Annotated in this window: 22 protein-coding genes; 11 read left to right on the top strand and 11 right to left on the bottom strand. The window is 66.9% G+C overall.

The features are described 5' to 3' along the window. The first annotated feature begins 320 nt into the window (after window positions 1-320). Window positions 321-1571 (top strand): alkaline phosphatase family protein, encoded by a 1251-nt coding sequence (locus tag ACVOLJ_RS06480; RefSeq protein WP_481563739.1) that lies wholly within the window; start codon window positions 321-323, stop codon window positions 1569-1571. A gap of 143 nt (window positions 1572-1714) precedes the next feature. Here ACVOLJ_RS06480 and ACVOLJ_RS06475 read toward each other — a convergent pair whose 3' ends face one another. Then, window positions 1715-1894, bottom strand: coding sequence for a 30S ribosomal protein THX (locus ACVOLJ_RS06475; RefSeq protein WP_475277879.1), 180 nt, complete (start codon window positions 1892-1894; stop codon window positions 1715-1717). A 110-nt stretch (window positions 1895-2004) separates the two neighbouring features. Then, window positions 2005-2418: a MerC domain-containing protein gene (locus ACVOLJ_RS06470; RefSeq protein WP_475277878.1), complete on the bottom strand. Its 414-nt coding sequence runs from the start codon at window positions 2416-2418 to the stop codon at window positions 2005-2007. 133 nt (window positions 2419-2551) lie between these two features. On the opposite strand from ACVOLJ_RS06470, the gene ACVOLJ_RS06465 reads away from it, so the two are divergent. The 4 genes from ACVOLJ_RS06465 to ACVOLJ_RS06450 all read left to right on the top strand — a co-directional run bounded on the left by ACVOLJ_RS06465 (window position 2552) and on the right by ACVOLJ_RS06450 (window position 8404). After that, window positions 2552-4750, top strand: coding sequence for a TonB-dependent receptor (locus tag ACVOLJ_RS06465; RefSeq protein ID WP_481563738.1), 2199 nt, complete (start codon window positions 2552-2554; stop codon window positions 4748-4750). A gap of 240 nt (window positions 4751-4990) precedes the next feature. Next, window positions 4991-5557, top strand: a complete 567-nt coding sequence (locus tag ACVOLJ_RS06460) for a TetR/AcrR family transcriptional regulator (RefSeq protein ID WP_475277876.1) — start codon at window positions 4991-4993, stop codon at window positions 5555-5557. Further along, the gene (locus tag ACVOLJ_RS06455; protein ID WP_481563737.1) at window positions 5557-7230 is read left to right on the top strand and encodes an MFS transporter; all 1674 of its coding nucleotides are present in this window, start codon (window positions 5557-5559) and stop codon (window positions 7228-7230) included. The genes ACVOLJ_RS06460 and ACVOLJ_RS06455 overlap by 1 nt, the downstream gene beginning before the upstream one ends. 10 nt (window positions 7231-7240) lie before the next feature. Beyond that, entirely contained in the window at window positions 7241-8404 is a 1164-nt protein-coding gene (locus tag ACVOLJ_RS06450; RefSeq protein ID WP_475277874.1) for an HlyD family secretion protein, read from the top strand. Window positions 8405-8469: 65 nt separating this feature from the next. On the opposite strand, the gene ACVOLJ_RS06445 is transcribed toward ACVOLJ_RS06450, so the two are convergent. From ACVOLJ_RS06445 to creB, 7 genes are all read right to left on the bottom strand, one after another. Beyond that, complete coding sequence (locus ACVOLJ_RS06445) at window positions 8470-8955, bottom strand: Fur family transcriptional regulator (RefSeq protein ID WP_025879333.1); 486 nt, start codon at window positions 8953-8955, stop codon at window positions 8470-8472. A gap of 34 nt (window positions 8956-8989) precedes the next feature. Continuing rightward, window positions 8990-10393 carry a glutamate--tRNA ligase gene (gene gltX / locus ACVOLJ_RS06440; RefSeq protein WP_475277873.1) on the bottom strand — a complete coding sequence of 468 codons (1404 nt, stop codon included), beginning with the start codon at window positions 10391-10393 and terminating at the stop codon, window positions 8990-8992. Between the two features lie 86 nt (window positions 10394-10479). Then, complete coding sequence (locus ACVOLJ_RS06435) at window positions 10480-12078, bottom strand: M28 family metallopeptidase (protein WP_481563736.1); 1599 nt, start codon at window positions 12076-12078, stop codon at window positions 10480-10482. 115 nt (window positions 12079-12193) lie between these two features. Continuing rightward, window positions 12194-12604, bottom strand: a complete 411-nt coding sequence (locus tag ACVOLJ_RS06430; RefSeq protein ID WP_475277871.1) for a hypothetical protein — start codon at window positions 12602-12604, stop codon at window positions 12194-12196. Between the two features lie 10 nt (window positions 12605-12614). Beyond that, window positions 12615-13928, bottom strand: a complete 1314-nt coding sequence (gene creD / locus ACVOLJ_RS06425) for a cell envelope integrity protein CreD (RefSeq protein ID WP_475277870.1) — start codon at window positions 13926-13928, stop codon at window positions 12615-12617. An 81-nt stretch (window positions 13929-14009) separates the two neighbouring features. Further along, the gene (creC, locus tag ACVOLJ_RS06420) at window positions 14010-15476 is read right to left on the bottom strand and encodes a two-component system sensor histidine kinase CreC (RefSeq protein ID WP_481563735.1); all 1467 of its coding nucleotides are present in this window, start codon (window positions 15474-15476) and stop codon (window positions 14010-14012) included. Window positions 15477-15479: 3 nt separating this feature from the next. Continuing rightward, window positions 15480-16205 (bottom strand): two-component system response regulator CreB, encoded by a 726-nt coding sequence (gene creB / locus ACVOLJ_RS06415; RefSeq protein WP_475277868.1) that lies wholly within the window; start codon window positions 16203-16205, stop codon window positions 15480-15482. Between the two features lie 35 nt (window positions 16206-16240). Here creB and ACVOLJ_RS06410 point away from each other — a divergent pair, with 35 nt between their 5' ends. The 5 genes from ACVOLJ_RS06410 (at window position 16241) to ACVOLJ_RS06390 (ending at window position 22857) form a co-directional block, all read left to right on the top strand. Beyond that, entirely contained in the window at window positions 16241-17098 is an 858-nt protein-coding gene (locus ACVOLJ_RS06410; protein ID WP_475277867.1) for a 23S rRNA (adenine(2030)-N(6))-methyltransferase RlmJ, read from the top strand. A 95-nt stretch (window positions 17099-17193) separates the two neighbouring features. Further along, window positions 17194-17739, top strand: coding sequence for an N-acetyltransferase family protein (locus ACVOLJ_RS06405; protein ID WP_475277866.1), 546 nt, complete (start codon window positions 17194-17196; stop codon window positions 17737-17739). Window positions 17740-17943: 204 nt separating this feature from the next. Further along, a complete protein-coding gene (gene mfd / locus ACVOLJ_RS06400; RefSeq protein ID WP_481563734.1) occupies window positions 17944-21408 on the top strand; it encodes a transcription-repair coupling factor in 3465 nt (1154 codons plus the stop codon). 178 nt (window positions 21409-21586) lie between these two features. Then, window positions 21587-22192, top strand: coding sequence for an HD-GYP domain-containing protein (locus ACVOLJ_RS06395; protein WP_475277864.1), 606 nt, complete (start codon window positions 21587-21589; stop codon window positions 22190-22192). 101 nt (window positions 22193-22293) lie between these two features. Continuing rightward, window positions 22294-22857 carry a hypothetical protein gene (locus ACVOLJ_RS06390; protein WP_481563733.1) on the top strand — a complete coding sequence of 188 codons (564 nt, stop codon included), beginning with the start codon at window positions 22294-22296 and terminating at the stop codon, window positions 22855-22857. Between the two features lie 81 nt (window positions 22858-22938). Here the strand turns inward: ACVOLJ_RS06390 and ACVOLJ_RS06385 are convergent, their stop codons facing one another. Both ACVOLJ_RS06385 and gpmA read right to left on the bottom strand, forming a co-directional pair. Continuing rightward, window positions 22939-25029 (bottom strand): M13 family metallopeptidase, encoded by a 2091-nt coding sequence (locus ACVOLJ_RS06385; RefSeq protein ID WP_481563732.1) that lies wholly within the window; start codon window positions 25027-25029, stop codon window positions 22939-22941. Between the two features lie 157 nt (window positions 25030-25186). Beyond that, a complete protein-coding gene (gpmA, locus tag ACVOLJ_RS06380) occupies window positions 25187-25936 on the bottom strand; it encodes a 2,3-diphosphoglycerate-dependent phosphoglycerate mutase (RefSeq protein WP_088100450.1) in 750 nt (249 codons plus the stop codon). A gap of 94 nt (window positions 25937-26030) precedes the next feature. On the opposite strand from gpmA, the gene nfi reads away from it, so the two are divergent. Then, window positions 26031-26711, top strand: a complete 681-nt coding sequence (gene nfi / locus ACVOLJ_RS06375) for a deoxyribonuclease V (RefSeq protein WP_481563731.1) — start codon at window positions 26031-26033, stop codon at window positions 26709-26711. Window positions 26712-26718 lie beyond the last annotated feature (7 nt).

The raw sequence follows: 26718 nt of genomic DNA, 5'->3' as shown, positions 1-26718 counted from the left end.
GGGTGGGGTTGGTGTTCTAGCTGGTGTCAAAATTGGGGGGGGGGGTTTTGGGTGGAATCGTGGGGTGGGGGTGTTTTCAACAACCCAACCGCCCCATCCCTGAAAATTTCCTGCTGCCGTGGGTAGGTGTCGACCTTGGTCGACACGGATCCACGCCATGCATGGATGAAAGCATTTGAAATGTGTCTGGTGAAAAGCCCCCTTCTTGTTGAAGGGCGCGCGCCTAAGGTGCGGGGATGAGGCGGACTGCGCGGACACCAGGTGCGCCTTTGCGCACCTGGTGTCTTTGGCTCGTCATTGCCCCGCATTATCATGGCCGGATGACTTCCGTACGCCTGACCTGTTCGCTGGCGCTGCTGCTGCCATTGGCTGCCTGCACCACCACGCCCCTTCCGCCTGCCGCTGGCGTTGCGAGCGCTGTTCCCGCCGCGCCGCCGAAGCTGCTGCTGATTTCCATCGATGGCCTGCGCGCCGATGCGCTCGATCGCGGCCTGACCCCCAACCTGCAGCGCATGATCGATGGCGGCGTGCGTGCGCGCTGGATGACACCGTCGTATCCGTCGCTGACCTTCCCCAACCACTACACCCTGGTCACCGGGCTGCGCCCGGACCACCACGGCATCATCAACAACAGCATGGATGACGCTGCGCTGGGTCGCTTCGCGCTGCATGACCGCCAGGCGGTAACCAACAGCGCCTGGTGGGGTGGTGAGCCGATCTGGGTCGGTGCGGAAAACGCAGGTGTGCGTACCGCCACCACGTCGTGGCCGGGCAGCGAATCGGAGATCGGCGGCGTACGTCCCAGCCAGTGGCGGATCTACGATGGCAACGAACCGCTGGAATCGCGTGCGCGCACGGTGCTGGACTGGCTGGCACAGACCGACGCAGACGCCCCGCGCTTGACCACGCTGTACATGGAACACGTAGACAAGGCCGGCCACCACTTCGGCCCCGACTCCCGGCAGTACACCGATGCGATCGTGCGCGCGGACCAGATCATCGGCCAGGTGCTCGATGGGCTGCAGCAGCAGGGGCTGGCCGATACCACCAACGTGGTCGTGGTCTCCGACCATGGCATGGCGCCGGTGCCCGATGGCCAGGTGATCGCCACTGAATCGATGGTCGCGCCGGATATCGCGCGCAACGTCAGCCAGGGCCAGTCGGTCGGCTTTGCGCCGCTGGCAGGCCGTGAGGCCGAAGCCGAAAGCGCCCTGCTGGGCCGCCACGCCTACTACGAATGCTGGAAGAAGCAGAACCTGCCCCCGCGCTGGCACTACGGCACGCACCCGCGGGTGCCGGCCATCATCTGCCAGATGGATGAGGGCTGGGATGCCCTGGCGGCCGAGAAGATCGCCACGCGCGACGACGCCGATCGCGGCTCGCACGGCTACGACAATGCCCTGCCGTCGATGCGCGCGGTGTTCGTGGCCCGTGGTCCGTCATTCCGGCAGGGGCTGGTGATCGACGGCTTCGACAACGTTGATGTGTACCCGCTGCTGGCCCACCTGCTGCAGGTGCCGGAAGCGCCGAACGACGGCGATGCGGAAACACTGCGGAAGACCTTGCGCTGACGGTCAACGACCGCCGGCCATGCCCTGCGCGGGTGCTGCCAGCGCCGGGCCATGCCCGGCGAGCGCAGCGGCAGGATCAACACGCATAAAAAAAACGCGGCGCCAGGCGCCGCGTTTTTCTTTGGACCTGTCGCTTGGCCGGATCAGGCCTTGGCGACGGCCTTCTTCGCCACAGCCTTCTTCGCCGGAGCCTTGGCCACGGTCTTCTTGGCAACCGGGGCGGCGGTGCCTACAGCGACCTTGCTCGCGGTGTGCGAACGGGCGTTGCCGTAGCTGGCGTTGTAGCGCTTGCCCTTGGCGGTCTTGCGGTCACCCTTACCCATGTCATCAACTCCTCAAGTATGAAATCTGGTTACCCCGTTCTGACACGGGTTCGGCGGGACCGTCTTGCTGGACGCCCCCGCGCACGATCGGAAATCCTAGCACGCCGGGCCTAGTGCGCGCAGCTTGCGTCGTGCACGTGGCCGTGATTCAGGCGCAGATTCACCAGGTGGGCGATGCCGACCAGCAGCCCGCCGAGGGTCATCACCACCGCGTGCGGCACGGCATTGTGGTGCAGCGGGTCGACCAGTACGCCGGCCCAGAGGGCAACCAGGCCGGGAATCAGGAAGGCAAGCGCGCGCAGCGCGCCGTGGCGCCGGTAGCCCCAGACCAGGCTGAACAACCCGAGCAGCGTCACGAACACCACCAGTGCCTTTTCCACGCCGTCGCTGAGCCAGAACGACAGCCCCAGCGAGGGCGCCGCCGCCAACAGCAGGGGGATGACCGCGCAGTGCACCGCGCACAGCATCGAACCGGTGGCGCCGAAGCGATCGAGCAGGTGGCGCAGGCGTGAGGGCAAAGGCATGACTTCCAGCAGGGCGGCGAATCGTTATGGAATAATATAACATCCTCGCCTGACCCGCACGGTTCCCCTCCCCCTGTCCCGCCGACGGGATTCGTGCGCCACCCGATTGATACATTGTAACAAAGGACTCTCCATGCCCTTCCACGACCGTCGTTTCAAGCCGCATTCCCTGGCGTTGGCGCTCGCCGCGCTGTTGCCGTCGGCCGCGTTTGCGGCCTCCGACGATGATTCGCATCGTGACCGCCACCTGACCGAGCTGTCGTCGGTGCAGGTCACTGCCTCGCCGCTGCAGGGCGACGCCGAATCGCTGGCGCGGCCGGTGGACGTGCTGGCCGGCGAGCGCCTGGATGAGCAGAAGGCCGGCACCCTCGGCGACACCGTGGCCAAGCTGCCCGGCGTGCAGAGCACCTTCTTCGGCCCGGGCGTCGGCCGCCCGATCATCCGCGGCCAGGAAGGGCCGCGCGTGGCCGTGCTGTCCAACGGTATGGGCAACATGGATGCCTCCACCGTCAGTGCCGACCATGCCACCAGCATCGAACCGTTCCTGGCCGACCAGATCGAAGTACTGAAGGGCCCCGCCACCCTGCTGTTCGGCAGCGGCGCCATCGGTGGTGCGGTGAACGTGGTCGATGGCCGCATCGCCCGCGAACTGCCGGATCGCCCGCTCAGCGGACGCGCCGAGCTGCGTGGCAACTCGGTGAACGACGAGCGCAGTGGCATGTTCCGCCTCGACGGCGTCAGCGGCAACGTGGTGCTGCACGTCGATGGCCTGGTGCGCAACGGTGACGACTTCCGCATTCCCGGCTACGCAGTGATCGATCGCCTGGAAGAACACCACGACGACCACGACCATGCCGGCGAAGAAGGCGAGGAGCCGCGTCGCGGCCGCCTGGACAACAGTTCCATCCGCACCCGTGCCGGTGGCGTTGGCGCCACCTGGCTGGGCGAACAGGGCTACTTCGGCGTCTCGGCCAGCACCTATCGCACCAACTACGGCATCCCCAATGGCGCGCACGTGCATGCCGACGGCGATGACCACGGCCATGATCACGATCACGACCATGGTGAGGAAGAGGAAGGCGACGAGCACGACGTGCGCATCGACATGGTGCAGAACCGCTTCGAGACCAAGGCCGGCATCTACAACCCGGTCTCGTTCCTGAAGAACATCAATGCACGCGTGGCCTACACCGACTACGAGCATGTGGAGCTGGAGGCCGGTACACCGTCCACCCGCTTCACCAACCGTGGCATCGAAGGCCGCCTGGAAGCGGTGCAGCAGCAGATCGGCGGCTGGGACGGCGCGTTCGGCCTGCAGGTAGGCAACAGCGATTTCGGTGCCAAGGGCGAAGAAGCCTTCGTTCCGGACACCGGCACCAAGAACATCGGCGTGTTCGTGCTGCAGGAAAAGCAGTTCGGCCCGTTCAAGCTGGAACTGGGTGGCCGCCACGACCAGGTCAAGCTGGACCCGACCGGCGACTACCAACGCCGCAAGTTCGATGCAACCAACCTGTCGGCTGCCGGGATCTGGAAGCTCAACGATGCGGTCGATCTGCGCATCGGCGTGGACAGCTCCGAGCGCGCGCCCACCAATGAAGAGCTGTACGCCGCCGGCGCGCACATCGCCACCCGTTCGCTGGAAATCGGCGATGCCAACCTGAAGACCGAGCGCGGCCAGCGCATCGAACTGGGCATCCACACCCACAGCGAGCGCCTCGACTTCTCCGCCGCGATCTACCAGACGAAGTTCAAGGACTTCATCTACCTGGCCGACACCGGCATCACCGAAGGCCTGCCGGTACGCGCCTGGACGCAGCAGGATGCGGTGTTCAAGGGTGCCGAGGCCGAAGCGCTGGTGCACCTGTTCGAAGGCGGCGCGGGCGATTGGGACCTGCGCGTGTTCGGTGACTACGTGCAGGCCAAGCTGGACGGCAATGGCAGCCGCAACCTGGACATCGCCGTGCCGCACGGTGACCACAACCACAACTACAGCGTGGAACTGGCCAACACCGGTTACCTGCCGCGCATCGCGCCGGCCCGCGTGGGCGCCGACCTGCGCTGGGCGAAGGAAGGCTGGCGCGCTTCGGTCGGTGCGGTGCGTTACAGCCGGCAGAAGGATGTGGCGCAGAACGAGGAAGCCAGCAATGGCTTCACCCTGGTCGATGCACACCTGGCCTACCGCTGGGACCGCTCCGGCAGCAACAGCTACGAGGTGTTCCTGGATGGCAGCAATCTGACCAACCGCGAAGTGCGTCCGCACACCTCGCTGCTGAAGGATTACTCGCCACTGCCGGGTCGTGGCGTCGCTTTCGGCATTCGCGCGTTCTTCTGAGGCCCATCCACGCATGGCGTGGATCTACCTGGGTGCACCACGCATTGCGTGGATCCACCTGAGGTTCACCACGCGCTGCGTGGATCAAGCAAAGCGATCGCGGGGGGCCATCTGGCCCCCGTTTTCTTTGACAGCAGAAACCATCACGCAAGCGTCACAAAGATGTGCGTACGACAACAAGCGGACAATCCCGTCGTCAATCGTCTCGCCAACCGGACATTAATGTCCGAAAATGAAGCCATGACTGCTCAACGTGCCGATGCCGCTGCCCGCCGCGCCCTCATCCTCGATGCTGCCGACCATGTGTTCGGCCAGCATGGAGTCACTGCCCCACTGGATCTGGTGGTCGAGCGCGCCGAAGTCGGCCGCGCGACGCTGTACCGCAACTTCCCGGATCGCACAGCGCTGATCCAGGCGCTGCTGCAGCGCACGGTCGACCGCATCCGCCGCCAGGTGGAGCAGCTGGGCGACCGCGACGACGCACTGTTCGAAGTGTTCGAGGGCATGGCCCAGCGCATCATCGATTCACCGGCGCTGGCCGACTACTGGCGCGCGGTGGATTCGGACGTGCCGGCCATGCGCACCGCGCGCGAGACCGTGCGCGACCTGCTGGAAGGCCCGATCGCCCGCGCCAAGGCCGCCGGCCTGTGCCGGCACGACCTGGAGAAGACCGACATCTCGCTGATCTCCGGCATGCTGGGCGCGGCACTGCGCGGCAAGACCCGCGATGAACGCGCACAGCTGGCCGGGCGTGCGCTGCAGCTGCTGCGCGGTGGCCTGCAGGGAGCCGCCATCGCGGCCCGCTGATGGTACAGCCGTACCTCAAGCCGATTCCCGATTGGGAGGAGCATGAGAAGCCGACCATGCCTGGCTCGGCCTCGATGCCCTGGCACCCGCCCTACCGGCGCGCGGCCTATGCACTGGTGTCGCTGCTGGTAGCGATCACCGGCGGCCTCGGCAACGCCCTGGTCACGGCCAACCTGCCGTTCCTGCAGGGCCAGCTTGCGCTCACCCCGACCCAGGGCAGCTGGCTGGTCGCCGCCTACGCGATGGTGAACGTCACCGCCAACCTGCTGGCCTTCAAGTTCCGCCAGCAGTACGGCATCCGCCTGTTCGCCGAGATCGGCCTGGGCCTGTACGCCGCGCTGGCGGTACTGCACCTGTTCGTGGGCAGCTTCGAGACCACCCTGCTGACCCGCGCCGCCAGCGGCTTCGCCGGTGCGGCCTGCTCGACGCTGGGAACGCTGTACATGCTGCAGGCGCTGCCGCGGCGCTTTACCGGCAACCTGCTGGTGGTGGGCGTCGGCCTGTCGCAGCTGGCGGTGCCGATTGCCTGGATCGTCTCGCCGGGCCTGGTCGATACCGGCCAATGGCACCAGCTGTACTCGTTCGAAGCGGGACTGGCGTTGTGCGCGTTTGCCGCCGTTGTAGTGCTGAAGCTGCCGCCGGGCGTGCAGGTCAAGGCATTCGAGCCGCTGGATTTTCTCACCTTCGCCCTGCTCGCCCCGGCCGTCGCCCTGCTGGTGATCGTGCTGGCACAGGGCTACACACGCTGGTGGTTGAACACGCCATGGCTGGGCTGGGCGCTGATCGCCTCGATCGCGCTGACCACCACCGCGCTGATCATCGAACACTACCGGCGCAACCCACTGCTGCAGATCCGCTGGCTGTCGACCCTGCCGGTGATGCACTTCATCGTCGGCGCATTCCTGATCCGCTTCCTGACCACCGAACAGTCCTATGGGGTGGTCAACCTGATGCGCACGCTGGGCATGGGCCCGGACCAGATGCGGCCGCTGTTCGTGGTGATCCTGGCCGGCGTGGTCACCGGCATCGCCGGCGCGGCGTTGACCTTCGGCCCCAAGCGCCTGATCCCGCAGTTGCTGCTGGCGATCCTGCTGCTGGGGACCGCCGCGTTCTTCGACCAGCACCGCACCAGCCTGGACCGGCCTCACGACTTCTACATCAGCCAGTTCCTGGCCTCGGTGGGCGCCGGCATGTTCATGGGCCCGCTGATCATGCTCGGCATTTCCGCTGCGCTGAAGCAGGGCGTGGACCACATGATCACGTTCCTGGTGACGCTGTCGATCACCCAGACGCTGGGCGGCCTGGCCGGCTCGGCCGTGCTGGGCACCTTCCAGCTGCATCGCGAGCAGCTGTATTCCAGCGCACTGACCAGCCAGCTCGACCCGGCCGATCCCGTGGTCGCACAACGCCTGCGCATCCAGCAGCAGCTGTATTCGGCGCAGATCACCGACCCGGTGCTGCGCAGCGCGCAGGGCAGCGCGCAGCTGGCGCTGACCACCCGCCGCGAGGCCAACGTGCGTGGCTTCAATGATGTGTTCACCCTGAGCGGTTGGCTGGCAATCGGCTTCCTGTGCTGGTTGCTGCTGCTGTCGCTGCGCACCGCCGTGCTCAAGCAATGGCGCAAGCGCCACCCCACCTCCCCCGCTGCGGCACCGACCGTGGCACCGCGCTGAGTCCACCGACATGTCCCCCGTACCTCCCCGTCCCGACGATACCGACGCCGCCGAGAACGTCACCCCACCGCCGCCGACCGACGCGGCGCCGGCCGCTACGCCAGCCGCGCCGGCAGCGGCACCGAAGTACCTCAAGCCCAGCGCCCGCAGCGTGGTGGTGATGGTGGTGGTGGCACTGCTGGGCATCGCGCTGATCCTGCGCGCCTGGCACCTGTGGCCGTTCACCAGCAGCGTGATGGTGACCGACAACGCCTACGTGCGCGGACAGATCACGGTGATGGCGCCGCAGGTGAACGGTTACGTGACCGACGTGCTGGTGAAGGATTTCCAGCACGTGAAGCAGGGCGAGCCGCTGTTGCGCATCGACGACCGCATCTATGCGCAGCGGGTGGCACAGGCACAGGCAACACTGGACAGCGCCCGCGCGGCGCTGGCCAATTCGGACCAGTCACAGGCGCAGAACCGCGCGCAGATCAGCGCGGCGCGCGCCAGCCTGTCGGCCGGAGAGGCCGAACTGCAACGCTCGCGCAATGAGACCAAGCGCTACGAGGAGCTGGCCGCGCAGCGGCTGGTATCGATCAACGACCGCGACAAGTTCCGCACCACGCAGGCCTCGGCGCAGGCCAGCGTGCAGCAGTCGCAGGCGCAGATCCGCATTGCCGAGGAAACACTGGTATCCACGCAGGTGGCCCGCAAGAGCCTGGAAGCGCAGGTGGAAAGTGCACAGGCGCAGCTTGAACTGGCCCGCATCGACCTGGCCAACACGGTGATCCATGCACCGCGCGACGGCCAGATCAGCGAGGCCAGCGTGCGCGTGGGCCAGTACGTGGCGGCCGGTTCGCAGCTGCTGTTCCTGGTGCCGGATGCGCTGTGGGTAGTGGCCAACTACAAGGAAGGCCAGACCTGGCAGATGAAGATCGGGCAGCCGGCCACGTTCGCGGTGGATGCATTCCAGGGCCAGGTGCTGCGCGGCCGGGTGGAACAGATCGCACCGGCCACCGGATCGGAATTCAGCGTGCTGCGCCCGGACAATGCCAGCGGCAATTTCACCAAGGTGGTGCAGCGATTGCCGGTACGGATCTCGATTGACGGCGAGCAGCAACTGGCCGCGCGGCTGCGCCCGGGCATGTCGGTGATCGTACGGGTGGATACCGCGACCAAGCCGATGGACTAGGGCGCCGGCCTGGTGGGGCGCCCCTGCCCGGTCGTCCTCGCCCGGTCGTCGTTACCCCGCCGCCGTCAGCCTGCGCAGCGCGCGCACAGCCCGTGCACTTCAAGCGTCTGTGCCTGCGGCTGGAACCCGAGCTCCTTCGCGCGCTTTTCCAGCTGGGTGACGATCTCGCGGTCTTCCAGTTCCACCGCACTGTGGCAGCTGTTGCAGATCAGGAACGGCACCGAGTGTGCCGCGCTGCTGGGGTGGTGGCAGGCCACGAAGGCATTGACCGATTCCAGCTTGTGCACGAAACCGTTCGCCATCAGGAAATCCAGCGCGCGGTACACGGTGGGCGGGGCATCAGCGCCCACGCCCTTGCCGTTGCGCACCCATTCCAGCAGTTCGTAGGCCTTGACCGGCTTGCCGGCCTCGGCGATCAGCTTCAGTACGTTGGCGCGGATCGGGGTCAGGCGCAGCCCGCGCTCACGCGAGACACGCTCGACCACCGCCACGAAATCAGATGCGTCGTGGACATGGTGATGCGGGGCCGTACAGGCGGTTTTGGCGGACATGCGCGTTCTCCAGTTCGGGCCGGGGCCGGTGGGCTCAGGCCGCTGCTACCTTGGTAATGGCCACATCGATGCGTTTCAAGGCCTGCTCGCGGCCAGCCAGATACACGGTATGGGAAATGTCAGGGCTGACCTGGGTACCGGTGATGGCCACCCGCAGCGGCTGGGCCACCTTGCCCATGCCCATTTCCAGCGCGGCAGCGGCGTCGTGCAGGGCCACGCCCACGGCCTCGGCGGTCCACTCCGGCAGGGCCGCCAGCAGTTCACGGGCCTTGCCCAGCGGCAGTTCGGCGCCTGCCTTGAAGTGCTTGGCCACTGCCGCCTCGTCGTACTCGCTCAGCGGCTGGTACCAGACCACGGCCTTCTCGGCCATTTCCTTCAGGGTCTGCACGCGCTCGCGCAGGGCGATCACCACGTCCACCGGCGCCGGGCCGGCAGCCACGTCCAGGCCCAGCTTTTCCAGCTGGTAGACCAGGTGCGGCACGATGGCGGCCGGCTCCTGGGTCTTCAGGAAGTGCTGGTTGACCCAGCCCAGCTTGGCCATGTCCAGGCGCGAGGCCTTGGAGTTGCAGTTGGTCACGTCGAACAGCTCGATCAGTTCCTGGCGGCTGAACAGCTCCTGGTCACCATGCGACCAGCCCAGGCGGGCCAGGTAGCTCAGCAGCGCGTCGGGCAGGTAGCCGGCGTCCTTGTACTGCATCACATCGGCCGCGCCGGTGCGCTTGGACAGCTTCGCGCCCTGCTCGTCGAGGATCATCGGCATGTGGCCGAACTTCGGCACCGGCGCGCCGATGCCTTCATACAGGTTGATCTGGCGCGGGGTGTTGTTGATGTGGTCGTCGCCACGGATGACTTCGGAGATCTTCATGTCCCAGTCGTCCACCACCACCGCGAAGTTGTAGGTGGGGTAGCCATCCGGGCGGAAGATGACCATGTCATCCAGCTCGCTGTTGGCGATCTCGATCGGGCCCTTGATCAGGTCGTCGAAGACCACGCTGCCCTCAAGCGGATTCTTGAAGCGGATAACGCGGTTCGGGTCGTCCTTGTACGGCAGGCCCAGTTCGCGCGCAGCACCGTTGTAGCGCGGCTTTTCCTGCTTGGCCATCGCCGCTTCGCGCATCGCATCCAGCTCTTCGCGGGTCTCGTAGGCGTAGTACGCCTTGCCGTCAGCGATCAGCTGCTCGGCCACTTCCTTGTAACGGGCCACGCGCGCGGTCTGGTAGATCGGACCTTCGTCATAGTTCAGGCCCAACCACTCCATCGCCTCCAGGATCGCATCGATCGCACCCTGCGTGCTGCGTTCACGGTCGGTATCTTCAATGCGCAGCACGAACTCGCCGCCACGGTGGCGGGCCTCCAGCCAGCAGTACAGCGCGGTGCGGGCACCACCGATATGCAGGTAGCCGGTAGGACTGGGGGCGAAGCGGGTGCGGCAGGTCATGGAGGGCTCGAGGAACGGATATCCCCCGATTTTACCAGCCCTCCGCCCCCTGCGGAGAAGGGTGCTTGCCCCCCTCCGCCGCCTTTTCAGGGTTGCGGTTCGGGCTTGCGCGGGAAGGACGCCTCGCGCATGGCCGCGTGGTAGGCGAAGGAGGCGACGATGGCCGCAGCCTGCTTCAGGTCTTCCGGCTCGGCGTGGTCCCAGGTATCCAGGTGGCTGTGATGGACATTGGTGAAGTAGTCCAGCTTGTCCTGGATGAACTGGAAACCGGGCAGGCCGATGCGGTCAAAACTGATGTGGTCGGTGCTGCCGGTGTTGCGGGTGGCCACGGTGGTCGCGCCCACGTCATGGAACGGCGCCAGCCACGCTTCGAAGATCGGCATCGCCGCCAGGTTCTCCTGCGCATAGATGCCACGGAAGCGGCCCGAGCCGTTGTCCATGTTGAAGTAGACCTGGAATCGGCTGTAGTCGCGGGTCTTCTGCAGCGCGCCGGTCGGCTCGCGCAGTGACGCTGGCAGGGCCTTCTGGGCCGGATCGGTGGGTTCCGGGAAGCGGCCGAAGTGCTTGGCCACATAGGCCTGCGAACCGATCAGGCCCTGCTCTTCGCCACTCCACAGCGCCACCCGGATGGTGCGTTTGGGCTTGGCGCCGCTGGCCTTGAGGATGCGCATGGCCTCCATCATCACCGCCACGCCTGCGGCGTTGTCGGCTGCGCCGGTACCGCTGTGCCAGGAATCCAGATGTGCGCCGATCATCACCACTTCATCGGGCTTGCTGCTGCCGCGGATCTCGGCCAGCGTGTTGTAACCGGGCTGATCGGCCTCGTCGGTGAAACGTGCTGCCACGTCCACCCGCAGGCGTACGCTCTGCTTGGCCTCCAGCGCGCGCACCAACGGGTTGAAGTGTTCGGCGATCATCGCCAGTTCGGGAATGCCGACCGACTCGCCGGCCTTGCGCGAACCACCGCCGGCGACACGGATGATGCCGTTGTCCCAGCTGCTGATGCTGATCGAGGCCAGCGCGCCTTCTTCCACGAAGAACGCGTTGACCTTGGCCGCCAGCGCCTGCTTTTCCTGGTATTCCTTGACCCGCTTGGCACGATCGGCGGCCACGTCCTTGTCCTTGGGCAGGGTGAATTCCTGCAGGCCCTCCAGCGAGGTGGCGTCATGCCGGTGCGAATCGGCGTCGGTACCGCGCTTGTACTCGCGTGCTTCGCCCAGCAGCAGGATCCTGCCGCGCAGCTTGCCACGGTACTTCTCGATGTCTTCCGGCTTCTTGATGTCGACCTGCAGCAGTTCGCCCTCGACCGGCCCGTTGGTGCCTGGCGTCCACGCCTTGGGCAGTGCATGCAGCGGCTGCACACGGTCGCCCAGCATCTCGACGCTGGCCGAAGTGAATTCCCAGCCGCGGCCGAATTCGTCGAAGGCTTCGTCGTGGACGTTGTCCAGCTTCCATTCGTTGAACCTGCTGCGGGTCCAGGCGTTGGCCCGCCCCATGGCCGGTGAATTGGTCAGGCGCGGCCCGATGCGTTCGGTGAGATGGCTGAAGGTGTCCATCACCTGAGATTTGTGGAAGGCCTGCTGACGGATCTTGCCGACCATGTCCAGGTCCACCGGCTCGCGCTGCTGCGCCACCGCGTTGCCACCCATCGCCAGCGCTACGGCCAGCACGCCCCACTTCAGCACATCGCACCCCTGCCCTTCGGCTCGATCATCAACCCATCGAGTCTAGCCAGCGCGCGGGCGCGCACCCCGTCCCATCGGTCATGGGCGGCCGATCCACGCCATGGGTGGACACGGCCTACCCACGCCAGCCCAGCCACAACTGTGCCCGCTCCGGCAGCAGCAGCAACCAATGCTGTTGGTCGATGCTGCTGCAGCCGAACACCGCCGCATGTTCCGGCCAGTCCTGCGGCAGGCCGGCGATGCCGATCTCCGACAAGGCCGCTGCCCCGGCCTTCCATGGCCGGTAGCGCGGCACCCGCCCTGCAAGCGCGCCGCGTCCCTGCCGCGCGCCCTGCAACCAGTCCAGTCCGCGCCGCTGCAATCCGGCGCAGGTGATGGCGGCAAGCTGGAAGCGGACCAGGCCGGGGGCCATCCGTGCGCCCGGCAATGCCGCCAGCACCCCATGGGCCTGCAGCAGCGCATCCACCTCCAGCAGGGCGGGAATGCCCTGCCGTGCCCGTTGCTGCAATCCCTGGCGCCAACCCATGGTGTGCTCCTTACTTCTGCTCGGCCAGGGCGTACCAGTCGACCCGGCGCGTCACCCACATCGCCACCGCCAGGATCACGAACAGCAGCAGCGAGCCCATCAGCAGCGCGTTGTTCTCCGACACCAGCAGGCCGTACAGCGCGCCGTACAGCACCGTCAGCATCGCCGCGAAGCCCAGACCGCGCTTCCAGTGGCCCAGCACGTTGGCCAGGTACACCGCCTGCAGGCCGATGCACGCCAGCGCAGAGACCAGGTAGGCCTGCCAGAACGCAATGTGTTCGGAAAGGCTGATCAGCAGCAGGAAGAAGATCGCAAGGGCCAGGCCGACCATCAGGTACTGCAGGGGATGGATGCGCAGGGACTTGATCAGTTCGAACAGGATGAAGCCAACGAAGGTCAGCACCACGAACAGCACGCCATATTTGGAGGCACGGTCGGCCTGGGTATAGGCGTCGACCGGATCGACCAGCGAAACCTGCACCGCCTGTGCATCCAGGTCGTCGCCTTCGCGCAGCCGCTGCTGTGCATCGGAGGCCAGCGAGGACACCGCCCAGCGCGCATCGAAGCCCTGCGCATCCACACGGCGTTCGTTCGGCAGGAACGCACCGGCAAACGAGGGATGCGGCCAGCTGGAGCGCAGCGCGATCTGGTTGTCATCGCCCACCGGCACCACCGAGATCGAGCGGCTGCCGTCCAGTTGCAGTTCCAGTTCCACGCTGCTGGCAGGCAACGTGCCCGCGACCGGATCGACGCCGGCAATCGGCGCATGCAGGCCGCGGCCGAGCACCGACGCCCCGCCCACGCCCGGCAGCAGCTTGACCTGCTGGCCGTCCACGCGCAGGTTCGGCGTACCGACCAGGCCGCGTGCATCGGAAACCCCCAGCGCGATGAAGGCCTCGCCGTAGGTAGTGCCCGGCCGATCCGGGTAGTCATCCTTTGCGAACGTCGCCTTGACCTGCCCGTTCCAGCTGTACACCGGCACCTTGAACAGACCCACCGAGCGCTGGCTGGGCAGCAGCTCGCCGCTGATCTGCAGGGTACTTGGCGGCTGCACCCAGTGGCCCTGGGAGCTGCGCAGTTCAACTGTCTTGTTGCCCTGTGCGTCAACCACTTCCACGCTTTCGTGGCGGGTCCACGGCACCACCCGCACCGGCCCGACCACACGCTGGGTACCCGCACGGCTTTCGGCCACGCGCGAGTAAGCCTCTTCGCGGTAGGCGCTGCGCTCGGTGATGACGCTGCGGATCAGGAACAGCGGGATCAGCAGCAGCAGTATCAGTCCGCCGACAATGGCAAACCGCAGCAGCATCTTCAGGGATTTCATCGTCCGTCCTCGTTGGAGAGGACTGCAGGATGGACCGCCGTGGTGAGCAGGGTTTGTGGCGAATTTGAAGCGGGTGTGAAGTCAGCGGCGCGGGCGCGGGCGCTGTCCCTGCACGGCAAGTGGCAGCCACAGGCTGGCCACGGTGCCGCCCGCTTCGCGGGGCTGCAGGGTGACGCGACCATCGTGCAGGCGCGCCACTTCCTGCACGAACGGCAGGCCGAGGCCGGAACTGCGACGGCCGGTACCGGGGCGGGCCAGCGAATAGAAGCGTTCGAACACGCGTTCGCGGGCGTAATCGGGAACGCCGTCGCCACGGTCGGCCACCTGCAGGCATACGCCCTGGCCTTCCACCTGCACCCCCAGTTCCACGGGTGCGCCAGCAGGCGAGAACGCAACGGCGTTGTCGATCAGGTTGTGCAGCGCCTGTCGCAGCAGGTAGCCATCCCCATGCACGCGCAGGTCGGGCACCGCGTTGACCTGCAGCGCCACACCCGCCGCCTGCGCGCGCACCGCCGCCGCTGCCGCCGCATCGCGCAGCAGTGCGGGCAGCGCAATCGGGTCGCGGGTCTGCAGCCAGCCGTGCTGTTCGACCTCGGCCAGTGCCAGCAGCTTGTCGATGGTTTCGGTCAACCGCTCCTGCTGGTCGACGATGCTGCGCGCGAAATGCGCGCGGTCGGCATCGGGCATCGGCTCCTGCAACAGCTCGGCAGCGCCGCGGATCGCCGCCAGCGGGCTTTTCATCTCGTGGGTGAGCGATTGCACGTACTGCTCGACGTAAGCCTTGCCTTCCAGCTTGCGCCGCATCGTCTCCAGGGCTTGGCCGAGGTCGCCGATCTCATCGCTGCGGCGCTTCGGAGGCGGCACCGGCTCGCCGGCACTGACCGCGCGCGCATAGCGGCTGAGCTGGCCCAGGCCATTGGTCAGCCACATCGTCACCAGCACGCCCACCAGCGCCGACAGCCCGATCAGCCAGGCGCCACGCTCGATGATGGCCCGCTGGCTGGCGGCAATGAACGGATCGATGCTGCGGTTGGGCTGGGCCAGGCTGAGCACCCCGATCAGGGTGCGGCCATCTGCCGGGTCGTAGACCGGGGCGGCCACGTGCATCACCGTATTGCTGTCATCACCTGGGGTTTCCGGGCTGGAACGCGCCCCGTACTCGCCACGCAGGGTGCGGTAGACATCGTTCCATCGCGAGTTGTCGCGCCCCACATCGCGGCCCAGCGAATCGTAGATCACGATGCCCTTGGCATCGGTGATCGTCACCCGGTAATCCAGCGCGCGCTTGGGGAAGCGCCAGACCATGGCCTTCAGGTCACGCTGCCGGGCATTGGCCAGGTTGCGGGTGAAGCTGCCGTTGCCGATGGTGCCGGCCTTGACGTCGGCCGCGGCCATCTCCGCCAGCACGTTGGCCGCGTCCACCAGGGTCGATTCCATCGCCTGCCGTACGCCCGGCTTCACTTCGTTGACGAACACGCGCATCACGAAGAACGCGGCGATGCCGACGATCAGGAAGAAGCCCAGGAACAGCTTCAGGACCAGGCGCACCCGTCAGACCTCCAGCGCGTAGCCGAGGCCACGGTGGGTTCGGATCGGTTCGCCGCTGGCGCCGGCCGCACGCAGCTTGGCGCGCAGCGTCTTGACGTGGGTATCGACCGTACGGTCGGTACTGTCGGCAGCACTGTCCCAGCCGCGGTCCATCAACTGCGCCCGGCTGAGGATGGCACCGGGCCGCTGCAGCAGCGCCTCCAGCAGGGCGTATTCGTAGCGCGTCAGGTCCAGCGCGTGGCCCTGGAAGCGGATGCGACGCCCTTCGCGGTCGATGGCAAAGTCCCCATGCGCCTGCCAGCCGGCGTCGGCCGATGCCGCCCCGGGCGCCGGCCCCGCGCGCCGCAACCGTGCGCGCACCCGTGCCACCAGTTCGCGCGGCGAAAAGGGTTTGGCCATGTAATCGTCCGCACCCAGTTCCAGGCCCAGTACACGGTCGAGTTCGTCGTTGCGCGCGGTCAGGAAGATCACCGGCACCTGCCCGGCCGGCCCTGGCAGCGCCCGCAGCCGGCGGCAGACCTCGAAACCGCCCAGGTCCGGCAGCCCGACATCCAGCACCACCAGATCCACCCCGCCGGCCTGCAACTGCTGCAGCGCCAGCCCGCCCAGCAGGCAGTGACTGGCGGCGTAGCCCTCGCTGCGCAGCGCATAGAGCACGGTTTCGGCGATGGCCGCTTCGTCTTCGACCACCAGGACATGGGTAACAGGCGCTGTCATGGCGCGCAGCATAGCCGCTGCGGCCGCCGCCCCGTACACTGCCGCCCATGAACTATCGCCACGCCTTCCACGCCGGCAACCATGCCGATGTCCTCAAGCACATCGTGCAGCTGGCCCTGATCGACAGCTTCAAGCGCAAGGACAGCCCGTTCTTCGTGCTCGACACCCACGGCGGTGCCGGCCGCTACCTGCTGGCCAGCGAAGAGAGCCGCAAGACCCAGGAGATCGAATCCGGGGTCATGCGGCTGATGGCCCAGCCCAAGCTGCCCGAGGTGGTCGAGCGCTACCTGAAGGCGGTGCAGGCCGACAATCCGGTCGGCGCGATGATCAGCTACCCCGGTTCGCCGCTGCTCAGCGCCCAGGCCATGCGCCCCCAGGACCGCATGGCCGTGTGCGAACTGCAGGAAGACGAGGCCGGTGCGCTGAAGGCCCTGTTCGCCCATGACAGCCGCGTTGGCGTGCACCCCGGTGATGGCTATGCGCAGCTGCGCTCGCTGCTGCCGCCCAAGGTCAATGGCGCCAAGATCGGCCGCGGCCTGGTTCTGATCGACCCGCCGTATGAAGCACAGGACGCCGAATACCAGGCCATCCTGGCCGCGCTGGCCGAGACCTACGCGCGCTGGCCGCAGGCCACCTGTGCGGTCTGGTTCCCGATCAAGCAGCGCCGTACGATCCTGCACTTCCTGCGCAAGGCCGCCGCGCTGCCGGTGAAGTCGGCGGTGACCATCGAGTTCCTGGTACGTCCGGACGACTCGCCGCTGCGCCTCAACGGCAGTGGCATGCTGGTGCTCAATGCCCCCTGGCAGTTCGACCGGCTGGTCGGGCCAGCCCTGCCGGCGCTGCGCCAGCACCTGGGCGAACCGGGCGCCAGCACCCGCCTGGACTGGCTCAAGACCGCCGAATAAGGGCCTTCACGAGGCTGTACGTACGTGAGCCTTTCGTTCACGGAATACGGCCCCGGTGATGCCACAATCGATGGACCACCAAGGAATCACCCGGTATGGCCACTCGCAACCGCATGCCGCCCTGGCATGAGATCTTCAAGGCTCCCAGCGGCCACGAGCTGCTGATCCGCCCCATCCGCCCGGAAGATGGCGCGCCGCTGCAAGCGGCGTTCAGCCTGTTCGGGCCGGAAGAAATCCGTGACCGTTTCCTGCAATCGGTGACCGAGCTTTCCGCCGACACCACCCAGCGCCTGACCCACCCGAACCCGAAGACCGAGATCACCCTGGTGGCAGCCGAGTCGCTGCCGGCCGGTGAAGCGGTGGTCGGCGCGGTGGCCCGCGCTTCGATCATCCCCGGTACCCGTGAAGCCGAGTACGCGATCCTGATCAGCCGCTTCCTGATCGGCCAGGGCCTTGGCCGGCAGCTGATGCGCAAGCTGGTGAAGTGGGGTCGCGGCAAGTACCTGGACCGCCTGTATGGCGACGTGGCTGCCGAAAACGAACCGATGAAGCAGCTGGCCGCCTCGCTGGGCTTCAAGCCGGTGCCGCACCCCAACGGCGCCGAAGGCCTGGTGCGGATGGTGCTGGAACTGGACAACTGAGGTAGCGCCGGGTCATGCCCGGCGAGCACCGCGACCGACACGCGCCGCCGGGCTGACAGCATTGTCCACGCGGTGCGGCCGGTTCCGCGCGCATGGCGATGCGTACTCCGGGCAGGCGCCCGCCCCGTCCTGCTGCGCGGCCCGGCGCTGCCGTGCAATCGCGCACGCGGTGCCGACAGAACCATCTGCTAAAATCCGCAGTTCATGTCGCGTATCTCCTACCCCGCTCCGCCGCTGCCGCGTACTGGCCAGCTCCGCGCCTGGTGGCGCGCCCCCGCGTCGCCCACTGCCCTGGCCTGGTACCTGGCCCAGGCCGCACGTGCGCATGATGCGCCGCTGCTGGTGATCGCCCGTGACAACCACGGCGCCAACCAGCTCGAAGCGGACCTGCACACCCTGCTGGGAGGCGACCCGAGCCTGCCGGTCGTTGCGTTCCCTGACTGGGAAACGCTGCCCTACGACCGTTTCAGCCCGCACCCGGACATCATTTCCCAGCGCCTGTCCGCCCTGCACCGCCTGCCTGCGCTGAAGCGCGGCCTGGTGGTCGTGCCGGTGCAGACGCTGCTGCAGCAGCTGGCACCGCGCAGCTATGTGATCGGCGGCAGCTTCGACCTCAAGGTCGGCCAGCGCCTGGACCTGGAAGCGGAGAAGCGACGCCTGGAAAGCGCCGGTTACCGCAACGTGCCACAGGTGATGGACCCGGGTGACTTCGCCGTGCGCGGTGGCCTGCTCGACGTGTATCCGATGGGTGCCGGCGAGCCGCTGCGGGTGGAGCTGCTGGACGAGGACATCGATTCGATCCGCGCTTTCGATCCGGAAAGCCAGCGCTCGCTGGACAGGGTCGAGGCGGTGCACATGCTGCCGGGCCGCGAAGTGCCGATGGACGAGGCCAGCATCGCCCGTGTGCTTGCCACCCTGCGCGAACGCTTCGACGTCGATACCCGCCGCAGTTCGCTGTACCAGGACCTGAAATCCGGGCTGGCCCCGGCCGGCATCGAGTACTACCTGCCGCTGTTCTTCGAACGCACCGCCACCCTGTTCGACTATCTGCCCGAAGGCAGCCTGCCGGTGGTGTGCGTGGGCGCGGGCGAGGCGGCGGAAACGTTCTGGGCGCAGACCGGCGAGCGCTATGAACAGCGCCGCCATGATGTCGAGCGGCCGCTGCTGCCGCCGTCGGCGCTGTACCTGTCGCCGGAACTGCTGCGCGAGCGCCTGAACGACGCACCGCGGGTGGAAGTATGGGCCGCCGATCACGCCCGCATCGCCGATGCGCATGCACTGGGTGACCAGCCGCTGCCGCCGTTGCCGGTGGCTGCACGCGAAGCGCCTGCGGGCGACGCGCTGAAATCCTTCCTTGGCCACTATCCCGGCCGGGTGCTGATCGCCGCCGATTCACCCGGCCGTCGCGAAGCCCTGCTGGAGGTGCTGCAGGCCGCCGAACTGAAGCCGCCGGTGGTGGCCGACCTGCCGGCCTTCCTGGCCAGCGACGAACGCTTCGCCATTGCCGTGGCACCGCTGGAAGACGGTTTCGCGCTGGACACTCCGCACGTCGCGGTGCTGACCGAGCGCCAGCTGTTCCCCGAACGCGCTGGCAGCACCCGCCGCACGCGGCGTGCCGGCCGCGAGCCGGAAGCGATCATCCGCGACCTCGGTGAGCTGACCGAGGGCGCGCCGATCGTGCACGAGGACCATGGCGTGGGCCGCTACCGCGGCCTGATCGCGATGGATGTCGGCGGCATGCCCGGTGAGTTCCTGGAGATCGAGTACGCCAAGGGCGACCGCCTGTACGTGCCGGTCGCACAGCTGCACCTGATCAGCCGCTATTCCGGTGCGTCGGCCGAAACCGCCCCATTGCATTCGCTGGGTGGCGAGCAGTGGAGCAAGGCCAAGCGCAAGGCCGCAGAGAAAGTCCGCGATGTTGCCGCCGAACTGCTGGAGATCCAGGCCCGCCGCCGCGCCCGTGCCGGCCTGGCACTGCAGGTGGACCGGGCGATGTACGAGCCCTTCGCCGCCGGTTTCCCGTTCGAGGAAACCCCGGACCAGCTGGCGGCCATCGAGGCCACCCTGCGCGACCTGGCCAGCAGCCAGCCGATGGACCGGGTGGTCTGCGGCGACGTCGGCTTCGGCAAGACCGAAGTTGCGGTACGCGCCGCGTTCGCCGCCGCCAGTGCCGGCAAGCAGGTGGCGGTGCTGGTACCGACCACGCTGCTGGCCGAACAGCATTACCGCAACTTCCGCGACCGCTTCGCCGATTACCCGATGAAGGTCGAAGTGCTGTCGCGCTTCAAGAGCACCAAGGAAATCAAGGCCGAGCTGGAGAAGGTCACCGCCGGCACCATCGACGTGATCATCGGCACCCATCGCCTGCTGCAGCCGGACGTGAAGTTCAAGGACCTGGGCCTGGTGGTGGTGGATGAAGAGCAGCGTTTCGGCGTGCGCCAGAAGGAGGCACTGAAGGCGCTGCGCGCCAACGTGCACCTGCTGACCCTGACCGCCACGCCGATCCCACGTACCTTGAACATGGCGATGGCTGGCCTGCGCGACCTGTCGATCATCGCCACCCCGCCGCCGAACCGGCTGGCGGTGCAGACCTTCATCACCCAGTGGGACAACGCACTGCTGCGCGAGGCGTTCCAGCGCGAGCTGGCACGTGGTGGCCAGCTGTACTTCCTGCACAACGATGTGGAAAGCATCGGCCGCATGCAGCGCGAGCTGTCCGAGCTGGTGCCCGAAGCGCGCATCGGCGTCGCCCACGGGCAGATGCCCGAGCGCGAACTGGAAAAGGTGATGCTGGACTTCCAGAAGCAGCGCTTCAATGTGCTGCTGTCGACCACGATCATCGAATCGGGCATCGACATTCCCAACGCCAACACCATCATCATCAACCGCGCCGATCGCTTCGGCCTGGCACAGCTGCACCAGCTGCGTGGCCGCGTGGGCCGCTCGCACCATCGTGCCTATGCCTACCTGGTAGCGCCGGACCGCCGCTCGATCACCCCGGACGCGGAGAAGCGCTTGGATGCGATCGCGTCGATGGACGAGCTGGGTGCCGGCTTCACCCTGGCCACCCACGATCTTGAAATCCGCGGCGCCGGTGAACTGCTGGGCGAAGACCAGAGCGGGCAGATGGCCGAGGTTGGCTTCAGCCTGTACACCGAGCTGCTGGAACGCGCGGTGCGCAGCATCAAGCAGGGCAAGCTGCCCGACCTGGATGCCGGCGAGGAAGTGCGCGGTGCCGAGGTCGAACTGCATGTTCCCGCGCTGATTCCGGAAGACTACCTGCCGGACGTGCACACCCGCCTGACGCTGTACAAGCGCATCTCCAGCGCACGCGACAGCGATGGGTTGCGCGAACTGCAGGTGGAGATGATCGACCGCTTCGGCCTGCTGCCGGATGCGGCCAAGAACCTGTTCGCCATTGCCGAGCTGAAGCTGCAGGCCAACACCCTGGGCATCCGCAAGCTGGATCTGGGCGAGGCTGGCGGCCGCATCGTGTTCGAGTCCAAGCCGAACATCGACCCGATGGCGGTGATCCAGCTGATCCAGAAGCAGCCGAACCTGTATGCCATGGATGGGCCGGACAAGCTGCGTATCAAGCACCCGCTGCCCTTGCCGGAAGACCGCTTCAATGCGGCGCGTGCGTTGCTGCTGACCCTGGCCCTGCGCTGACCTGTCCAGCCGATGCCTGTCTGCTGCGCGCGGCAGGCAGGCGACTGAACGCATGCCCTCGTCCGGCACCGCCATCGCGGTGCGGGCGACGCCGATACGGTTATTCTATGCGCCTCCCAGGCCCGCTCTCGCGGGCCTTTCCGTTTTTCCGCGCTGCACCGCGGCGCCGCCAGTTCCGATGCCACACTTCAAACCTCCTGACCTCCTGCACGCGCAGGCCTGCCTGATCGATGCGCTGTCGATGTCATTGCAGATGCGTGATGCCTATACCCGCCACCATTGCGACCGCGTAGGGCTGCTTGCACAGCGCCTGGCCACACAATGCGACCTTGATGATGATGCGTCCGCGCAGGTCGGCCTGGCCGCGCGCTTCCACGACATCGGCAAGATCGGCATCCCCGATGAGGTGCTGCTGAGTCCACGTCGCCACAGCGAGCAAGAGCGCGAGATCATGCGCGAGCATCCCGTTCGAGGCGAGCACATCTTCCTGGCGACCGGCCGCAGTGATGCAGCACCGGTCGCACGCCTGATCCGGGCCCACCACGAAGCATTCGATGGCAGCGGCTATCCCGATGGACTGCACGGAGAGCGCATTCCGCTGGGTGCACGCATCGTCACCATTGCAGATGCCTACGATGCGATGACCAGCGCACGCCCGTATCGCGCGGCGATGGAGCATGACGTGGTACTGCGGATACTTGATGAGCAGGCCGATGGCCTGATCGATCCCTACGTACTGCGACGTTTCCACCGCATGCTGGCGCGGCAGCCGGAGCTGGCGTAGATGGGGCTGTCTGCATGGCCTCCGGCTTGCACAGCCGGAGCGATCCTCGCAAGCTGAGGGCTGGCCACAGATGGCCTGACCGCTTATGAGGAGCACCGCCCATGAAAGGAAACATCCGCACCGCGGCACCGCTGGGACTGTTGCTGCTGGCCACGGCAGCGTTCGCCCAGGCCAGTGAAGACAGCAATGACTCGCCTGCTGCCGCGTGCCTGTCGCGCAGCCAGATCACCGCCGCCACCTCGCCTGCCGCGTTGATGAATGCCCTGCCGCGTTGTGTGCAGGATGGACGCATGCAGGACGCCATCGATCTCTACAACATCGCCGGCGTGTTTTCGCATTTCGACCGCCAGCGCGTGGCTGACGAGACCGCACACAGTGCCTACGGCGCGCTGAAAGCGATGGCTGGCTCGGCCCTGGGTGAAGAGAATCTGGGCCGCTTCGACAGCGCCCTGAAGGCCCAGCTTTCCCCCGACAAGGCTCCCGCCTATGTCGCCGGAATATGTGCCTTCAGCAAGCGCGTGGGACCGCCGTCCTATCCGCCCACTTACATGCTGTCCCATGGCATGTCCAGCTTCACCGGCACCGGCGGCGGACTGGTACCCGGCTTCGACCCAGCCAGCGCATGGCAGGCCACGTTGTCGCAGTATCTGAAGTGCCCGGCCTGAGCGTCAACACGCCGTAGCCGGCCATAACGAGAAGGCCCGGCATATGCCGGGCCTTCTGCTTCACGCGTTATGGGCGATCGGTTACCAGATCACCACGCGCTTGTCGTCGGCACGCACCATCGCATCGCCGGCCTTGCACTGGAACGCAGCGGCATAGGACGGCATGTTCGACGGCGCGCCATTGGCACGGAAGTTCGCCGGCGCGTGCGGGTCGGTGTTCAGGCGCACGCGCAGCTCACCATCGGTGAAGTTGCGGCGCCACACGGTGGCCCAGTTCATGAAGAAGCGCTGGTCCTGGCTGTGGCCGTCGACCTCGACATTCGCCTTCGGGTCTTCCTTCAACGCCATCTGCAGCGCGTCATAGGCCACGGTCAGGCCACCGAGGTCGCCGATGTTCTCGCCCAGGGTCAGCTTGCCCTTGACGAACACGCCCGGCACCGACTCATAGCCGTCGAACTGTGCGACCAGCTGGTCGGTACGCTCGGTGAAGGCCTTGCGATCACTGTCGGTCCACCAGTTGTCGAAGTTGCCGTTGGCGGCGAACTGGCTGCCCGAATCGTCGTAGCCGTGCATCATCTCGTGGCCGATGACCGCACCGATGCCGCCGTAGTTCAGCGCCGGATCGGCCTTGGCGTCGAAGAACGGCGCCTGCAGGATCGCCGCCGGGAACACGATCTCGTTCTTGGTGGCGTTGTAGTAGGCGTTGACGGTCTGCGGGGTCATGCCCCACTCGGTCTTGTCCACCGGCTTGCCGACCTTGTCCAGCATGTAGCGGTAGTTGAACGCGCGCGCCGCCTGCATGTTGCCCAGGTAGCTGTCGCCGTTGGTCTGCAGGCCCGTCCACTCACGCCACTTGTCCGGGTAGCCGATCTTCGGGGTGAAGCTGGCCCACTTCTCCAGCGCCTTCTTCCTGGTTTCTTCGCCCATCCACGGCAGCTTCTCCAGTCGCGCCTTCAGCGCTACCGAGAGGTTTTCCACCAGGTGCTGCATCGCCACCTTGGATTCGGCCGGGAACACCGCATCGACATACAGCTGGCCGAGCGCTTCGCCCATGCCGCCGTTGACCGACTCCAGCACACGCTTCCAGCGCGGCTGCATTTCCTGCTGGCCGCGCAGGGTCTTGCCATAGAACTCGAAGTTGGCCTTTTCGAACTGGCTGCTCAGGTACGGCGAGGCATCGTCGATGGTGTGGAAGCGCAGATAGGCCTGCCATGTGGTCGGCATCGTGTCGGCCAGCATCTTGTCCATTTCGCCGAAGAAGCCCGGCTGTGCCAGCGAGAACTTCTGCGCGGCCGGCACCTTCAGGGTGTCAAACAGCGAGGTCCAGCTGAAGTTCGGGGTCAACTTGTCGGCGTCGGCCGCGCTGAGCGGGTTGTAGCGCTTGGCCGGGTCGCGCATCTCGATACGCGACATCGACGCCTTGGCCAGACGGGTCTCGAACGCCATCACGGCCTTGGCCTGCTCGGCCGCCTGGGCCGCGTCCACGCCGGACAGGGTCAGCACCTGCGCGATGTAGGCAACGTAGGCGTCGCGGATCTTGGCCTGCGCGTCGTCGAAGTAATAGCCCTTCTCCGGCAGGCCGAGACCGCCCTGGCCCACATAGGCGATGACGTTGGCCGAATCCTTGTAGTCGGCATTGGCAAACAGCGAGAACAGCACGCCCTGGCCCTGCGCCTGGCTGTCGCGCAGGTACTGGGTGATGGCGGCGGTGTCGTTCAGCGCGGTGATCTTGTCCAGCGTCGGCTGCAACGGAGCGAGGCCCGCCGCTTCGATCTTCGCTTCGTCGTTGCCGGTCTTCCAGATGTCACCGATCTTGGCTTCCACCGAACCGGCCTTGGCCTGGCTGGCAGCAGCCTGCTGCACCAGCGCGTGCTGCACTTCCAGCGAGCGCTCGCGCAGGATTTCGAAGCTGCCCCAGGTGGTCTGGTCGCCCGGCACCGGGTTGGCCTTCAGCCACTTGCTGTTGACGAAGCCGTTGAGGTCGGTACACGCGGCGATGGACGGATCAAGATCGGCGCCATTGAGGCTGATCAGCGCGGTCTTGATCTGCGACTGGTCGAAGGCCGGCTTGGCGGTGTCGGCCGCGGGCGCGGTCTCGTTCTTGCCGCAAGCGGCGAGCGAAGCAGCGATGGCGATGGTCAGGCCCAGCGGGACCAGGTTGCGGACGTTCATGGCGTGTCTCCAACGGCGAATCGTCCAGCGTAGCCGCTGCGGCGATGGTGGGGACCGGCCAAAGGTCACAGGGGGAACGCCCGTGGTCGCAATCGGGTAGGTGCGGGCCGTTGGTCCGCACACACCCTGCAGGGGAATACCCACCAACGGTGGGTATCTACCGCGCCTTGCCCTGGTTGGCCACGGCTTCAGCGGCCTTGCGTGCCGCTTCCGGGTCGCCCAGGTAGCGGAACGACTTCACGGTGAGGTCGTCGTTCAACTCGAACAGCAGCGGGATGCCGGTCGGAATGTTCAGCTCGAGGATTTCCTCGCGCGACACGTTGTTGAGGTACTTGTACAACGCGCGCAGCGAGTTGCCGTGGGCGGTGACCAGCACGGTCTTGCCATCCTTCAACTGCGGCGCGATGGCGTCGTGCCAGTACGGCAGCACGCGGTCGAGCGTGGTCGCCAGCGATTCGGTGCCCGGCAGCGCGTTGCGGTCCAGGCCGGCGTAACGACGGTCGTGGATCGGGTGACCCGGATCTTCCAGGTCCATCGCCGGCGGCGGGATGTCGTACGAACGGCGCCACACCTTGACCTGGTCCTCGCCGTGCTTGGCAGCGGTTTCGGCCTTGTCCAGCCCTTGCAGGCCACCGTAGTGGCGCTCATTGAGGCGCCAGGACTTGCTCACCGGCAGCCAGTCCTGGTCGAGCTCGGCCAGCGCTCCCTGCAGGGTGTGGATGGCGCGCTTGAGCACGGAGGTGTGGGCAACATCGAACTGCAGGCCCTCTTCGCGCATCAGGCGGCCAGCGGCGGCCGCTTCCCGGCGCCCCTGCTCGGTCAGGTCGACGTCGACCCAGCCGGTGAAGCGGTTGTCCAGGTTCCACTGGCTCTGGCCATGGCGCAACAGTACGAGTTTACGGGTCACTGCAGGGTCTCCAACGCGAGGAAAGGCAGGCGGCCATTGTAGCCCCGGCGCCCGCTCACCGCGCCGTGGCGGCATGGATGTCATCCTGTGGCCGATGAATACAGTGATCGATCCCGGGCGCTGGGAAGGCAGCGTCAGCGCTGCCCGCGAGCAGCAGAAACGGCTGGCCACCCGCGTGCAGCGGCAGGACCGCCTGCCCGCCAGCGTGCGCTGGCTGGCCGGGCTGGATGTCGGCTTCGAGCAGGATGGTGCGGTGACCCGTGCCGCCGCGGTCCTGCTTGATGCGGAAACCCTGCAGCCGGTGGTGCAGGAAATCACCCGCATTCCTACGGTGATGCCCTATATCCCGGGCCTGCTCAGCTTCCGCGAACTGCCCGCGCTGCTGGCCGCGTTGGCGTTGCTGCCGCGCGCACCGGACCTGGTGTTCGTCGATGGCCACGGCATCAGCCATCCGCGCCGGCTGGGCATTGCCGCCCACCTGGGCGTGGTGACCGACCTGCCGAGCATCGGCGTGGCCAAATCGAAGCTGGTGGGCCGTTACATCGAGCCCGACCCCGAGGCCGGCGCGCATACGCCGTTGATGGACGGCGGCGAGCAGCTGGGCTGGGTACTGCGCAGCAAGCTGCGCTGCAAGCCCTTGTTCGTGGCCGGCGGCCATCGGGTCAGCGCCGATACCGCGCTGGCGTGGGTGCAGCGCACGCTGCGCGGCTATCGGCTGCCGGAGCCGACCCGGCTGGCGGATCGGCTGGCCTCGCGGCGCGACGAACAGAGGTAGCGCCGGG

The sequence above is a fragment of the Stenotrophomonas sp. STEN046 genome (assembly GCF_056759755.1).
Note: the sequence above shows the minus strand (reverse complement) of the source record. Positions and strands in the feature narration are given on the sequence as shown.